Origin of the sequence: Cognatishimia coralii, assembly GCF_037478305.1 — a bacterium.
In the GTDB taxonomy this organism is placed as follows: Bacteria; Pseudomonadota; Alphaproteobacteria; order Rhodobacterales; family Rhodobacteraceae; genus Cognatishimia; species Cognatishimia coralii.
Map to the genome: position 1 here is coordinate 100,966 of NZ_JBBGAZ010000003.1, position 12,645 is coordinate 113,610.

The window sequence follows — 12,645 nt, forward strand, 5'->3', positions numbered from 1 at the left end:
GTCAGGGCCTTTTTGTTTGACCCGTTGGGGCCGCGCTCTAAGCTCGTTTGCAAGTGAAACGCACAACATAAGCGAAGAGCCATGTCCGTTACGATTACCCCGATTTACGCATCCTTGATTGCCCTGATCTTTTTCGCCCTATGCTGGCGTGTGATCGCTTATCGTCGGGCGCATAAACTGTCGCTGGGCGATGAAGGAAATCGCAGCCTCTTACGCCGTATGCGGGCTCAGGCCAATTGCGCAGAATACGCGCCTTTTGGTTTGCTCTTGTTGCTGATGCTGGAAATGCAGAGCGGCAATGTGGTTTTTGTCCACGCAATGGGGCTCTGCCTGCTTTTGGGCCGCGCGGCCCATGCCTATGGGTTTGCGTCAAAGCCGATGAACCTGCCGATGCGTCAGCTCGGTATGGTGCTGACCTTCATACAACTCATCGCGACCAGCATTGCTTTGCTGCTGGCCGCTCTGATCTGATCCTTAACGACGCCGCTTGCTAAAGCTGCTGTCAGGCGATCCCATGTGACAGCGTGGGATGACTGGGAAGTCGTTGGTCAGGAAATAAGCGTAGGTGCCGTTCGGATAATCCGCAGTCGTCACAATTGCGCCGTTGCACTCATCCAGAGTGCCCGCGCCTTCGACATAGACGTAGTCCTGAACGAAGGTTCCGTCATAGTCTCCGGACGGCTGAGACCCACCCGGGCGGTTGCCGGATTTCAAGCGATAGGAGCTGGTCATCTCGACCACTTTGCCGTTCACCTCTGCTGTAATCGCATAGATCGGAAAGCCATCCGCCGCATAGCCGATCAGAGGTGAGGCTTTGGATTTCGACCAGCCCAACTCTTGCATCAGGCCCACCGGAAGCCCGTGATAGTGATAGGCGCCGGTAGGTTGAACATGACCGTAGTTGGCGTCCAACCCCAGCGGGATCGCGCCTCCCAAGGCTTCATAGTTCCAGCCCGAACGCCGGTTGCCCTTCCAGACTTCGGCCGTGCCCGGATCAAAGGGCACTCCATTCACGGCGACGCCAAAGAGCACCCCGCGCTTTTGGGTCGGTGAATTGCGCAAACGCGGATTGGTTGGCATCTCAAAGCGATAGTTTTGCGCCGAGATCCGATTTGGATTGCCGCGACTGGGGAACCGGCCAACTTGGTGTTCGGGAATGCCGTTTGACGTAATGATGCGCTTGTTGCCGCGCACCGAAATTGAGACTTTGCCACCGGATTTGGTCTGAGTGGCGCGTGCCAGTGACAAATCCTGTGCCTCAGTGGCGGTATGTGCCCGGGCATGCGGTCTGCCTTGCGCGTCGGCTTGCACCACCAACCCTAGGCTCAGGGCGCTGGCGACAACCGCCGCTGTGATCTTTGTTGTTTTGGACATTGCTCTTCTCCTCGATGCTCTCCTAAGGCATCACCAACACCGGCCCCTGCCCGTCTTCGCCAAAGTCCAGAACCGCTGTAAAAATGCCCGGAACCGCGCCCTCAAAACGCAAGGTCGCACGCGCCTCAGCCTGGGTGCTGCTGTCAATGGTGACAAACAGCGCTTCAGTGCCCAAGGCCCCGGGCGCAGACACCGCGAACAGGGTCACGGCATGGGCAGACCTATTATAGATCGACAGCTTCAGCGTGAGGGTACTGCCATCAAAGCTTTTAACCTCAGCATCCGCAATGATGTCTGCGGCGCCATGATCGTCATGGGCGAACGCCAAGCTCGGCAAGGCCAAGGTCATCGCGCAAAAGCTGCGGCGTGTCAGGCGGGGATATGTTGGATCAACCGTCTTCATGGCAAATAGAACGCCCGAGCCAATGACTTCCGTCGCGCCATTTTACATTTTTTTGACATCGCTGCATTTTTTCCCTTGCGGCTTCCGAGCAGAGTTTATATCCCACGCCTCACCTAAGGAAGCGGGCGTAGCTCAGGGGTAGAGCATAACCTTGCCAAGGTTAGGGTCGGGCGTTCGAATCGCCTCGCCCGCTCCAATTAGGGACAGATGCACCACCCATGCATCAGATATGACGATGGTTTGCGGGCGTAGCTCAGGGGTAGAGCATAACCTTGCCAAGGTTAGGGTCGGGCGTTCGAATCGCCTCGCCCGCTCCATCGGTCAAACTTCCAATAAATCGCGCAATAGCTTGGACATTCGCGCAGGCGTGCCTATAAGGCCGTGACGACAATCTAAGGACAGGCCTCATGCGGACAGCCAGCGTCTCTCGCGCCACTGCGGAAACCAAGATCGACGTTGAGATCAATCTCGACGGCACCGGAAGCTATGACAACCAGACGGGAGTTGGCTTCTTTGATCACATGCTGGATCAACTGTCGCGCCATTCGCTGATTGATATGACGATCCGCGCTGAGGGGGATTATCACATTGATGATCACCACACGGTCGAGGACACTGGGATCGCTTTGGGTCAGGCCTTGGTGCAGGCGCTTGGCGAAAAACGTGGCATCCGGCGTTATGGCGAGTGCCATTTGCCGATGGATGACGCGCAGGTGCGCTGTGCTTTGGATCTGTCTGCGCGGCCGTACCTGGTGTGGAATATGGATATTCCAACCCAGAAAATCGGTCAGTTTGATACTGAACTGGTGCGCGAGTTTTTTACGGCTTTTGCGACCCACGGCGGGATCACCTTGCATGTGGACCAGATCCACGGGCTGAACAGCCACCACATCGTGGAGGCTGCGTTCAAAGCCGTGGCGCGGGCGTTGCGCATCGCGGTCGAAACCGATCCGCGCAAAGCGGGTGACATCCCGTCGACCAAAGGCACGCTCTAAGCGGGCACTGCCCTGCGCTGCCCCTCGCGGCGCAGGAGCCATTCCGCGAAGAGCAGGTTTGGCACCCAGCAGAGCCAGGCCACCAATGTGTAGCCGGCTTCAAACCCTAGAGTTGCTGCTAGGATCGGCAGGTAAATGCGTAATGTGACGGCCGCCAAAGTCAGCGCCGCCGACCGGATCATCCAGCGCCGATGCGCCGCGATATCCCCCAACATTGCAAGCCGCACCGCGTTGCCCGTGACATATAGCCAAGCCACACCTAGCAAAGCGAAACCAGCGCCTGCGACGGATCCCGTTTGCGTCGTCATCGCCAGCCAAACACCCGAGATGCCGCCAAGAAGAATGGCAACGGCATAGAGACGCCCGAGCCAGCTGTGCAGCGTCAAGCGCCGCATCCTCAAGCGTGTCCAGAACTGGAATGGCACCAATGCCAAAGCGATGGTGGCTCCGACGACATGTCCGTAAAACACCAACGGGCGCTCCAACGCGTGATAGATCATTGCCGGTTGCGCGAGCTCTAACGCTACAAAGGCAAACCGAAGCGACGCCAGAATGACCACAAAAGTCAGCGCCCAAAGAACCCCCAAAAACCATCGCATTGCTGTGTTTTGCATCATCATATCGGCCTCCAAACCTGACACTGTCAACTTAAACTTGACGCTGTAAAAATCATTTTAACTTGACGCTGTCAACCCAGTCACGCAATTAGGGTTCATGCGTGCCATCACACCAGCCAAGAAACACCACCACGGAAACCTGCGTCCCGCCTTGATCAAAGCGGGGCTAGAGCTTTTGGAGGAAGGCGGGATTGACGCGCTTACTTTGCGAAAATGCGCCGCGCGTGCCGGGGTGTCACACGCGGCTCCAGCGCACCATTTCGACGGGCTCCCCGGGTTGAAACAGGCCATCGCGACCGAGGCTTTTGTCATATTTTCTAATCACTTGCAGGAGGCCATCGATGCGGGCGAACAATCCGCGCGGGGTCGCCTCAAATCGATCTGTCGCGGGTATCTGCAATTCGGCCTCACCCACCGCGGCCTGCTGAACGTGATCTTTGGCTTTGACGGACTCGCGGCCATCGCCAACCCCGAGGGCAAAGACGAGGCCCACGCCTATTTGATCCTACGCAGCGTCTGCGCCCCATTTGTGCCCGCAGGCACCGACGAACGCGTGATCGAGGCACAGGTCTGGTCACTGATTCACGGCTTTACTCTGCTGTATATCGCTGGGGAATTCGGATCCCCTCCGCCTGACATCGACATCGGCCCCTTTGACGAAGTCATGGCGCTCTTGGACCGGATCGGCACCCCTCCCTCTTGACCCTGCCCGCTTTTGGCGGCAACTGAGAGCCCAAGTGATCAAAGGACCCGCATGCCATGCTGACAGCCATCATCGACTATGAAAGCGGCAATCTGCACTCCGCAGAAAAGGCCTTTCAACACATGGCGCAAGAATTGGACGCGGGCGAAGTCGTGGTAACTTCGGATGCGGGCACCGTCGCGCGCGCCGATCGGATTGTTCTGCCCGGTGACGGCGCGTTTCCGGCCTGTGCCGCAGAGCTGCGCGGCCACAAAGGCATCTATGACGCAATGGTTGAAGCGGTTGAAGCCAAAGGCCGTCCTTTCTTGGGGATCTGTGTCGGAATGCAGCTGATGGCGACCACAGGCCACGAGTATGAAACGACACCGGGTCTAAATTGGGTCGCTGGAGATGTTGAAAAGATCGAACCAAGCGATGCCAGCCTAAAGGTGCCCCACATGGGCTGGAACAACCTTGTGATAGAACAGGCGCACCCCCTGCTAGACGGTGTCGAAAGTGGCGATCACACCTATTTCGTGCACTCCTATCACTTCAAAACCCACCGCCCCGAGGACCGTATCGCCTATGTGGACTATGGGCAGGACATCACGGCCATCATCGGGCGCGAGACGATGGTGGGCATGCAGTTCCACCCGGAAAAAAGCCAGCATGTCGGCCTCAGAATGATCGGGAATTTCCTGACCTGGACGCCTTAGCAGCAACAAAAAAAGAGCGCCTCAAAGGCGCTCTTTCTTCTTTGAAATCACGTTGATTTAGTTCACACGCTTCCAGGTGCCACCGTCACGGCAGATACCCAGAACGCAGCCAGACACGGACAGGCTGTTGCCGCTGAGAACCATCTTAGACTTGTAGGTCTTGTCACGGTCAGGCGACCAGATCTTGCCCTTGCCATAATTGCCACCACCCAGGTTCTCCATGTCCCAGATGATCTTCTTGCCGACGTTTTCGGTCTCAAGGTTGCTGCCATCCGGATTAAAGGACTTCACCAGAGTGCCACAGATCGTGGACCCGCAGTTGGTGACTTCGATGTGGCCATAGTTGCCATTGTCATCTTTCGCGGTTTGCCAGGTGCCATGCACCGGATCCGCCAGAGCCATTGTTGCACCAAAAACAGTCGCAGCGGCTGCGATCAGAACATGTTTCATAGTATTTCCTCCCAATTTTGCGAAAATCATGAGACAGAGACGATTTTCGATCAACCCTGACTTTGGGTCAGGTTGCATTTCACATCCTCGCGTGCGAAAGCCCCCGTGACCAAAATACAGCAGTTCTCTGCCCTGACAAAACAGGATGCGCGCCATGATCCTTTACCCTGCAATCGACCTCAAAGACGGCAATGCTGTGCGCCTTTTGCATGGGGATATGGACAAGACGACCGTGTTCAACGAAAACCCCGCCGCCCAGGCGCTCGAGTTCGTCGAAGCTGGCTGTGAGTGGCTGCACCTCGTGGACCTCAACGGCGCTTTTGCGGGCGAACCGGTGAACGCAGCGCCGGTAAAAGAGATCCTGTCACAGACCAAAGTCCCCGCCCAACTCGGCGGTGGCATTCGCGATATGGCGACGATCGAGATGTGGCTGACCCACGGCCTCGCCCGCGTGATCCTTGGTACCGTCGCGGTAGAAAACCCCGACCTCGTCCGCGAAGCCGCCAAGGCCTTCCCCGGACAAGTTGCTGTCGGCATCGACGCCCGCAACGGTTTTGTCGCCACCAAAGGCTGGGCTGAGGAAACTGACGTGCAGGTCACGGATCTCGCGAAATCCTTCGAGGACGCAGGCGTCGCGGCCATCATCTACACCGACATCCTGCGCGATGGCGCGATGAAAGGCCCGAACGTACAATCCACTGCCGATCTCGCCAATGCCGTCGACATCCCCGTGATAGCCTCTGGTGGCGTCTCGTCTCTGGACGATCTACGCGCACTGAAATCCTGCGGCGCGCCTCTGAACGGAGCCATCTCCGGCCGCGCGCTCTATGACGGTGCGATTGACCTCGCCGAGGCCCTCGCCCTACTCAAAGCCTGATTTCTCTTGCCCCAAATATTCCGGGGGTGAAGGGCACAGCCCGAGGGGGCAGAGGCCCCTTCCCCCAGCCCCAAATCCACGCCATAAGACGCCCATGCTAAAGACCCGCCTCATTCCTTGCCTTGATGTTGCCGACGGCCGTGTGGTCAAAGGCGTGAACTTCGTCGGCCTGCGCGACGCCGGAGACCCGGTCGAAGCGGCCCGCGCCTATGATGCGCAAGGCGCTGACGAGATCTGCTTTCTGGACATCCACGCAACCCATGAAAACCGCGGCACCATGTTTGACATGGTCCAGCGTACTGCGGAGCAGTGTTTCGTGCCTCTGACCGTCGGTGGCGGCGTGCGCAGCAAGGATGACGTCCGTGCGCTATTGCTGGCGGGGGCGGATAAGGTTTCGTTTAATTCGGCAGCCGTGGCGAACCCAGATGTGATCGCAGAGTCTGCGGATCAATTCGGCAGCCAGTGCATCGTCTGCGCCATTGACGCGAAAACCGTGGGCCATAACGAGGACGGCACGCCAAACAAATGGGGCATCTTCACCCATGGCGGCCGCAAAGAGGCTCTGGATGCTGACGGCAACCTCATCGACGCGGTCGAATTCGCCAAACTCGTGGCTGCCAAAGGCGCCGGAGAAATCCTTCTGACCTCAATGGACCGCGACGGCACCAAATCGGGCTTTAACCTGCCCCTGACCCGCGCGATCTCGGATGCGGTCAATGTCCCGGTGATTGCCTCGGGCGGTGTCGGTAATCTGGATCACCTCGTCGAAGGCGTGACCAAAGGGGGGGCAAGTGCCGTGCTCGCGGCCTCGATTTTCCACTTTGGCGACTATACTGTGGGCGAAGCCAAGGCGCATATGATCGCCAATGGCATTCCAATGAGGCTGACATGAGTACCCTAAACGACCTCGCCGACACCATCGCCCAGCGCGCCAAAGCCGACCCGGACAGCAGTTGGACAGCGAAGCTTTTGGCCAAAGGCCCCGAGAAATGCGCCGAAAAGTTTGGTGAAGAGGCGGTTGAGGCCATCATCGAGGCGGTCAAAGACAACCGAGAAGGTTTGATTGCGGAATCCGCCGACGTGCTCTTCCACCTGCTCGTCATGCTGCAATCGCGCGGCGTGACATTGGAAGACGTGCTTGCAGAGCTCGAAAAACGCCAAGGCACCAGCGGCATCGCGGAAAAAGCCTCGCGCCCAAAATCCTAAAAACGGCAAAGCCTCCCCCAAAATCTGTCGCAGATAGAACTAGACAGACCTGCCCATTCCCACGCAGAGTACTAGACAGATCTGTTTAGTAACACGCCGCCTGCGGAAAAACGCGGGCCGTCCGGGGAGGAATGTCATGAAATCTCACTACCGCGCAGTCGTCATCGGTGGAGGCGTCGTCGGCGCATCCGTTCTGTACCATCTCGCGAAATTTGGCTGGAAAGACGTGTGTTTGATCGAACGCTCGATCCTAACCGCAGGCTCCAGCTGGCACGCGGCAGGCGGCATTCACGCCCTGAACGCAGATCCCAATATCGCCGCCCTTCAGGCCTATACCATCGACCTGCTCAGCGAGATTCAGGAAGAATCGGGTCAGGACATCGGCCTGCACATGACGGGCGGTCTCACCATGGCGGGCACGCCCGACCGTTGGGAATGGCTGCAATCGGCCTATCGCACCTTCCAGTCCATCGGCATCGAAGACGTCCGACTTGTGACCCCGAAAGAAGCAGGCGAGCTCTGCCCGATCATGTCCACAGACGGCATGCTCGGTGGTATGTGGGCCGACCGCGAGGGCTATGTAGACACCACAGGCACCGTCCACGCCTACGCCACCGCCGCCAAGAAACGCGGCGCTGAGGTGATCGAACATAACCGCGTGCTCGAACTCCATCAGGTCGAGGGCGGCTGGAAGGTTGTGACCGAGAAAGGCACGATCCACACCGAGCATGTCGTCAACGCGGCGGGCCTTTGGGCAAAGCAAGTGGGCCGCATGGCGGGGATCGAGCTTCCGGTGAGCCCGCTCAACCACCACTACCTCGTGTCCGACACAATCCCCGCGCTGGAAAAGCTCGACTTTGAGGTGCCGATGACCGTCGACCTCGAAGGCTTCACCTATATGCGGCAGGACCAAAAGGGTATCCTGCTGGGCATCTACGAGATCGACCACCAGCACTGGAACATGGACGGCGCGCCTTGGGAATACGGCTTTGAGCTGCAGCAAGAAGACCCAGATCGGATCGAGAAAGAGCTGATTCTCGGGTTTGAACGCTATCCGGACCTGCAGAACGTGGGCGTAAAGACTTGGGTCAACGGGGCCTTTACCTTCTCGCCTGATGGCAACCCTCTGGTCGGCCCCGTGCGCGGCAAGCCCGGCTATTGGTGTGCTTGCGCTGTGATGGCAGGCTTCCTGCAAGGCGGCGGCGTCGGCAAATCGCTGGCGGAATGGATGATCCATGGCGAACCCGAGGCCGACGTCTATGGCATGGACGTCGCGCGCTACGGCAAGTTCGCCGAGAACAAACAGTATATCAAAGAAACCACGGGCCAGTTCTATTCCCGTCGCTTCGTGATGACTTACCCAAACGAGCAGCTTCCTGCGGGTCGGCCTTTGAAAATGGCACCCGCACATTCGGAAATGAACGAGGCAGGCGCGGTTTGGGGGCAGAGCTGGGACATGGAAGTGCCGCTTTATTTTGCGCCCAAGGGCTTTGAGGAAACCCCGACGCTCAAGCGCTCTAACGCGTTCGAGCATGTGGCGGCGGAATGTAAGGCCGTGCGTGAATCCGTCGGCCTCTTGGATATCTCGGCGTTTTCGCGGTTTGAGGTCACGGGGCCGAACGCTGAAGCCTGGCTCGATAAAGTCATGGCCTGCGCCCTGCCCAAACCGGGCCGCGCGAAACTTGCGCCGATGCTGTCAGAGACCGGGCGGCTCAAGGGCGATCTGACCGTCTTTAACTGGGGCGATGGATCCTGGTGGATCATGGGATCTTACTACCTGCGCGAATGGCACATTCGCTGGTTTGAGGACCACATGATGGAAGGCGTCACCGTCCGCGATCTGGGCGAAGAGACCTGCGGCTTCTCGCTCGCGGGGCCAAACTCGCGCAAGGTGATCGAGAAACTGACGGATGGCCCGATTGGCGACCTGAAATTCATGGGCTGTGGCCAGTTCGACATCGGCATGATCCGCGCGAAAGTGGCGCGGATGTCGGTGGCGGGGGAGCTCGGTTATGAGATCAACTGCCGCTATGGCGACCACATCACCCTGCGCCGGATGCTGCTTGAGGCAGGTGCGGATCTGGGCATTCGCGAATATGGGTTCAATGCGCTTTTGTCACTGCGGCTCGAAAAGAGCTTCGGCATCTGGTCTGCGGAATTCACGCAGCTCTACACGGCCGCGCAAACCGGAATGGATCGCTGGATCGCTTGGGACAAAGGCGATTTCATCGGACGGGATGCCGCGATTGCGGAGCGCGATGGGAATGGGCCTGCACAGGTCGAGGTGACGCTGGAAATTGACGCTTCGGATGCGGATGCTTCTGGCTATGAACCGGTCTGGCAGGACGGCAAGAAAGTCGGCTTTGTCACCTCTGGCGGCTATGGGCACACGGTCGGCAAGTCGCTTGCCATCGCCATGGTCAACCAAGAGGTCGCAGGCGAAGGCACCGATCTGCAAGTCCACATCGTTGGCGTCGAAAAAGCGGCCAAGGTCATTGCGCCGTCCCCTTACGACCCAACCGGCTCTGCAATGAGAGGCTGATATGACAGAGGCCATACAAGGCCGATCGCGCAGCGGTCGGCGCGGCCGAGGGGGTAAACCCGAGGCCGCCGCCCCCCTGAGGGAGGTGAACTATCGTCAGCTTAAGAACCCGTTTCCTACAATGGATGTGTTCTCGGCCGACGAGATCGCCAATATGCACGAGACCGCCCTTCGGACGCTGGAGGAGTTGGGCATCAAGGTGCTTTTGCCCGAGGCTCGCAAGATCTATGCCAAAGGCGGCGCACGCGTCGATGAGAGCACCGAGATGGTCTATATCGGCCGCGATATGGTCGAGGCGGCGGTTGCCTCGGCACCCAAGTCGATCAAGGGCATGGCAGGTGCGCGGCATCGCGATATCACGCTGGAGCTGGGGTCGCTGGTGTTTCAGCCAGGCGCTGGGGCTCCGAATGCGACGGATCTGGAACGTGGGCGCAGGCCGGGATCAGCTCGGGATTACAAGGAATACATCCAGCTGACCCATCATTTCGATGTATTTCAGATGATCTCACCGCAGGTCGAACCGCAGGATGTGCCGATCCACGAACGGCATTATTTCACGTCGGACATGCAGCTGACGCTGAGTGACAAGTTCCCGTTTACCTTCTCGCGCGGCACACCGCAGGTGATGGATTGCTTTGAGATGATCCGCGACTTCCGTGGGATCTCTGATGATGAATTTCAGGCAAATCCTTGGAATTACACGATCATCAACACCAACAGCCCACGCACCTTGGACATCCCAATGGCGCAGGGGCTGATTGATTTCGCCAAATTCGGGCAGATGTCGATTGTCACGCCCTTTACGCTGATGGGGGCGATGGCGCCGATCACAGTGGCGGGGTCGATCACACTCAGCCACGCTGAGGCCTTGGCGGCGATCACTCTGGTGCAACTTACCAGACCCGGCGCGCCGATTTGTTACGGGACGTTTACCAGCAATGTGGACATGAAGTCCGGCGCACCTGCTTTCGGGACACCAAGCCACTTCCAGGCCTCGCTCGCCGCAGGGCAGCTCGCTCGGCACCTTGGCCTACCCTGGCGGTCGGCCGCGGGGTCTGCGAGCAACGTGAATGACGTGCAGGCGGCCAATGAGAATCAGATGGGGCTTTGGGGCTGTCTGATGGCAGGGGCCACTGTGGTGATCCACGCGGCGGGCTGGCTTGAGGGTGGGTTGACGGTGTCCTACGAGAAACTCGTCACAGACGCCGAAGTGCTGAATATGGTGGCTGAGCTTTGCGCGGGCAAGACCGCGACGGCAGACGAGATCGGCTTCCACAATGCTTTGTCCGAAGTCGATCCGTCAGGCCATTTCTTTGCCTCCAGCCAAACGATGGAGCGCTATAATTCCGAGTTTTATGAACCGGTTGTGCATGACTACGCCAATTTCGGCACTTGGACTGAGCGTGGGGCGCAGGACACCAATACCCGCGCTACGGCGGTCTGGAAATCCATCCTCGCGGCGGATAAACGGCCCGAGGTGGATGAGACCCGTGTGGAAGCTCTGCGCAATTTCATCGAAAAGCGGAAATCAGAGGGCGGTGCCCCGCCCGAAAGTTAACAGATGAGCAAACGCAAACCCCCTACCCTTGTGCGCGATGATCCCGCGCGTGCACCTCTGGTTGGCAATGTAAAAGTCACCCGCGAAGATTGGCTGAACTTGGCGCGTAATGTGCTGGTCGATGAGGGCGTGGGCGAAATCAAGATCGCGATCTTGGCCGAGAAGCTCGGTGTTTCACGCTCCAGTTTCTATTGGTATTTTGAGAACCGCCGCGACCTTCTGGAAGCGCTTTTACAGGAATGGGAGACCCGCAACACTAAGACTTTGGTCAGCAAATGCGGGCAGCCCTCGCGCACGATCAGCGAAGGGGCCTGCAACTTTTTCCGCTGTTTTGTAGACACAAGCCAGTTTGATCATGGTTTGGATTTCGCGGTGCGCGAATGGGCACGGCGGGATGTGGCGGTGCGTGCGCGTATTGATCTGGCCGATCAAACGCGTCTGCATGCGGTGACGGAGATGTTTCTAAGGCACGGTTACGAGGCCTATGACGCTGAATGCCGCGCGCGGATTCTCTATTATATGCAGATCGGCTATCACGCGTTGGATGTGCGCGAGTCTATGGACGTACGTTTCGGTCGCGTTGCGGGGTATCTCAATGGGTTTACCGGGAAGGACGCCGACCCAGAGGCGCTCGAGGAGTTTCGCGCCTTTGCAATGGCGCATGCGACCTAGAGCTTTGACGAAATAATCCCTGTTGCGAACCCGCCCATGCGCAGTTCGCCAAAAAGGCGCTGATACTCGATCTTTGGGCATCGGTTCATGATCACGTCGATGCCGGCAGCCCGCGCTTTGGCAGCGGCTTCGGCATGCTCGACCCCGATCTGCATCCAGATAGTCTTAAGGCCCTTCAGATGCTCCATCGCCTCATCGACAATGGGCGGTACCGCCTCGGATCGACGGAAGATGTCGACCATATCCACTGGCTCGTCGATCTCGGAGAGCGACGCCCGTACAGTTTGCCCAAACAGTATTTTACCCGCGTGGCCCGGATTGACCGGAATGACCTTAAAGCCCTTCAGCCCCAAGTAACGTGCGACATAGTAGCTGGGTCGCACGGAATTCATGGACACGCCAACGACCGCCACGGTCTTGGTGCGCTGCAGAACGGATTTCAGAAAGGCATCATCATAGGTTTCCATGCATTGCACCCTAGAAAGCAAATCCATGAATGGAAAACAAAAAATGCGCCCAGACCGAAGTCCAGGCGCAGTCACGGAACGAGGGA

At 58.4% G+C, this 12,645-nt stretch carries 15 protein-coding genes and 2 tRNA genes; 12 read left to right on the forward strand and 5 right to left on the reverse strand.

Features of this window, described 5'->3' with window-relative positions; all coding sequences use genetic code 11:
• Positions 1 to 81: 81 nt before the first annotated feature.
• Positions 82 to 471 carry an MAPEG family protein gene (locus WG622_RS07935; protein WP_339403103.1) on the forward strand — a complete coding sequence of 130 codons (390 nt, stop codon included), beginning with the start codon at positions 82 to 84 and terminating at the stop codon, positions 469 to 471.
• 3 nt (positions 472 to 474) lie between these two features.
• Here WG622_RS07935 and WG622_RS07940 read toward each other — a convergent pair whose 3' ends face one another.
• Entirely contained in the window at positions 475 to 1,374 is a 900-nt protein-coding gene (locus WG622_RS07940; RefSeq protein ID WP_339403104.1) for a YHYH protein, read from the reverse strand.
• 22 nt (positions 1,375 to 1,396) lie between these two features.
• The gene (locus tag WG622_RS07945) at positions 1,397 to 1,777 is read right to left on the reverse strand and encodes a hypothetical protein (RefSeq protein ID WP_339403105.1); all 381 of its coding nucleotides are present in this window, start codon (positions 1,775 to 1,777) and stop codon (positions 1,397 to 1,399) included.
• A 121-nt stretch (positions 1,778 to 1,898) separates the two neighbouring features.
• Between WG622_RS07945 and WG622_RS07950 the strand changes: the two genes are divergently transcribed.
• The 3 genes from WG622_RS07950 to hisB all read left to right on the forward strand — a co-directional run bounded on the left by WG622_RS07950 (position 1,899) and on the right by hisB (position 2,772).
• Positions 1,899 to 1,973, forward strand: a tRNA-Gly gene (locus WG622_RS07950).
• Between the two features lie 46 nt (positions 1,974 to 2,019).
• Positions 2,020 to 2,094 (forward strand) — tRNA-Gly (locus WG622_RS07955).
• A 90-nt stretch (positions 2,095 to 2,184) separates the two neighbouring features.
• Positions 2,185 to 2,772 carry an imidazoleglycerol-phosphate dehydratase HisB gene (gene hisB, locus WG622_RS07960; protein WP_339403106.1) on the forward strand — a complete coding sequence of 196 codons (588 nt, stop codon included), beginning with the start codon at positions 2,185 to 2,187 and terminating at the stop codon, positions 2,770 to 2,772.
• Here the strand turns inward: hisB and WG622_RS07965 are convergent.
• Positions 2,769 to 3,392 (reverse strand): DUF2306 domain-containing protein, encoded by a 624-nt coding sequence (locus WG622_RS07965; RefSeq protein ID WP_339403107.1) that lies wholly within the window; start codon positions 3,390 to 3,392, stop codon positions 2,769 to 2,771. The two genes, hisB and WG622_RS07965, sit on opposite strands and share 4 nt — an antisense overlap.
• Positions 3,393 to 3,486: 94 nt before the next feature.
• Between WG622_RS07965 and WG622_RS07970 the strand changes: the two genes are divergently transcribed.
• Both WG622_RS07970 and hisH read left to right on the forward strand, forming a co-directional pair.
• Positions 3,487 to 4,092: a TetR/AcrR family transcriptional regulator gene (locus WG622_RS07970; RefSeq protein ID WP_339403108.1), complete on the forward strand. Its 606-nt coding sequence runs from the start codon at positions 3,487 to 3,489 to the stop codon at positions 4,090 to 4,092.
• A 56-nt stretch (positions 4,093 to 4,148) separates the two neighbouring features.
• Positions 4,149 to 4,787 carry an imidazole glycerol phosphate synthase subunit HisH gene (gene hisH, locus WG622_RS07975; RefSeq protein ID WP_339403109.1) on the forward strand — a complete coding sequence of 213 codons (639 nt, stop codon included), beginning with the start codon at positions 4,149 to 4,151 and terminating at the stop codon, positions 4,785 to 4,787.
• Positions 4,788 to 4,844: 57 nt separating this feature from the next.
• On the opposite strand, the gene WG622_RS07980 is transcribed toward hisH, so the two are convergent.
• Positions 4,845 to 5,237 (reverse strand): DUF2147 domain-containing protein, encoded by a 393-nt coding sequence (locus WG622_RS07980; protein WP_339403110.1) that lies wholly within the window; start codon positions 5,235 to 5,237, stop codon positions 4,845 to 4,847.
• Between the two features lie 154 nt (positions 5,238 to 5,391).
• Here WG622_RS07980 and hisA point away from each other — a divergent pair, with 154 nt between their 5' ends.
• The 6 genes from hisA to WG622_RS08010 all read left to right on the forward strand — a co-directional run bounded on the left by hisA (position 5,392) and on the right by WG622_RS08010 (position 12,092).
• Complete coding sequence (gene hisA / locus WG622_RS07985; RefSeq protein WP_339403111.1) at positions 5,392 to 6,114, forward strand: 1-(5-phosphoribosyl)-5-[(5-phosphoribosylamino)methylideneamino]imidazole-4-carboxamide isomerase; 723 nt, start codon at positions 5,392 to 5,394, stop codon at positions 6,112 to 6,114.
• 94 nt (positions 6,115 to 6,208) lie between these two features.
• On the forward strand, positions 6,209 to 7,006 hold the full coding sequence (hisF, locus tag WG622_RS07990) for an imidazole glycerol phosphate synthase subunit HisF (RefSeq protein ID WP_339403112.1): 798 nt from the start codon (positions 6,209 to 6,211) through the stop codon (positions 7,004 to 7,006).
• Positions 7,003 to 7,320 (forward strand): phosphoribosyl-ATP diphosphatase, encoded by a 318-nt coding sequence (locus WG622_RS07995; protein ID WP_339403113.1) that lies wholly within the window; start codon positions 7,003 to 7,005, stop codon positions 7,318 to 7,320. The genes hisF and WG622_RS07995 overlap by 4 nt, the downstream gene beginning before the upstream one ends.
• A gap of 136 nt (positions 7,321 to 7,456) precedes the next feature.
• Positions 7,457 to 9,862 (forward strand): GcvT family protein, encoded by a 2,406-nt coding sequence (locus WG622_RS08000; RefSeq protein WP_339403114.1) that lies wholly within the window; start codon positions 7,457 to 7,459, stop codon positions 9,860 to 9,862.
• A 1-nt stretch (position 9,863) separates the two neighbouring features.
• The gene (locus WG622_RS08005) at positions 9,864 to 11,420 is read left to right on the forward strand and encodes a trimethylamine methyltransferase family protein (RefSeq protein ID WP_339403115.1); all 1,557 of its coding nucleotides are present in this window, start codon (positions 9,864 to 9,866) and stop codon (positions 11,418 to 11,420) included.
• Positions 11,421 to 11,423: 3 nt separating this feature from the next.
• Positions 11,424 to 12,092 carry a TetR/AcrR family transcriptional regulator gene (locus WG622_RS08010; protein WP_339403116.1) on the forward strand — a complete coding sequence of 223 codons (669 nt, stop codon included), beginning with the start codon at positions 11,424 to 11,426 and terminating at the stop codon, positions 12,090 to 12,092.
• Here the strand turns inward: WG622_RS08010 and WG622_RS08015 are convergent.
• On the reverse strand, positions 12,089 to 12,559 hold the full coding sequence (locus WG622_RS08015; RefSeq protein ID WP_339403117.1) for a CoA-binding protein: 471 nt from the start codon (positions 12,557 to 12,559) through the stop codon (positions 12,089 to 12,091). The genes WG622_RS08010 and WG622_RS08015 overlap by 4 nt on opposite strands.
• Between the last annotated feature and the right edge of the window lie 86 nt (positions 12,560 to 12,645).

Coding starts and splice junctions, on each gene's coding strand:
- WG622_RS07935 (WP_339403103.1), top strand. CDS start 82: ATGTCCGTTACGATTACCCCGATTTACGCATCCTTGATTGCCCTGATC.
- WG622_RS07940 (WP_339403104.1), bottom strand. CDS start 1,374: ATGTCCAAAACAACAAAGATCACAGCGGCGGTTGTCGCCAGCGCCCTG.
- WG622_RS07945 (WP_339403105.1), bottom strand. CDS start 1,777: ATGAAGACGGTTGATCCAACATATCCCCGCCTGACACGCCGCAGCTTT.
- hisB (WP_339403106.1), top strand. CDS start 2,185: ATGCGGACAGCCAGCGTCTCTCGCGCCACTGCGGAAACCAAGATCGAC.
- WG622_RS07965 (WP_339403107.1), bottom strand. CDS start 3,392: ATGATGATGCAAAACACAGCAATGCGATGGTTTTTGGGGGTTCTTTGG.
- WG622_RS07970 (WP_339403108.1), top strand. CDS start 3,487: ATGCGTGCCATCACACCAGCCAAGAAACACCACCACGGAAACCTGCGT.
- hisH (WP_339403109.1), top strand. CDS start 4,149: ATGCTGACAGCCATCATCGACTATGAAAGCGGCAATCTGCACTCCGCA.
- WG622_RS07980 (WP_339403110.1), bottom strand. CDS start 5,237: ATGAAACATGTTCTGATCGCAGCCGCTGCGACTGTTTTTGGTGCAACA.
- hisA (WP_339403111.1), top strand. CDS start 5,392: ATGATCCTTTACCCTGCAATCGACCTCAAAGACGGCAATGCTGTGCGC.
- hisF (WP_339403112.1), top strand. CDS start 6,209: ATGCTAAAGACCCGCCTCATTCCTTGCCTTGATGTTGCCGACGGCCGT.
- WG622_RS07995 (WP_339403113.1), top strand. CDS start 7,003: ATGAGTACCCTAAACGACCTCGCCGACACCATCGCCCAGCGCGCCAAA.
- WG622_RS08000 (WP_339403114.1), top strand. CDS start 7,457: ATGAAATCTCACTACCGCGCAGTCGTCATCGGTGGAGGCGTCGTCGGC.
- WG622_RS08005 (WP_339403115.1), top strand. CDS start 9,864: ATGACAGAGGCCATACAAGGCCGATCGCGCAGCGGTCGGCGCGGCCGA.
- WG622_RS08010 (WP_339403116.1), top strand. CDS start 11,424: ATGAGCAAACGCAAACCCCCTACCCTTGTGCGCGATGATCCCGCGCGT.
- WG622_RS08015 (WP_339403117.1), bottom strand. CDS start 12,559: ATGGAAACCTATGATGATGCCTTTCTGAAATCCGTTCTGCAGCGCACC.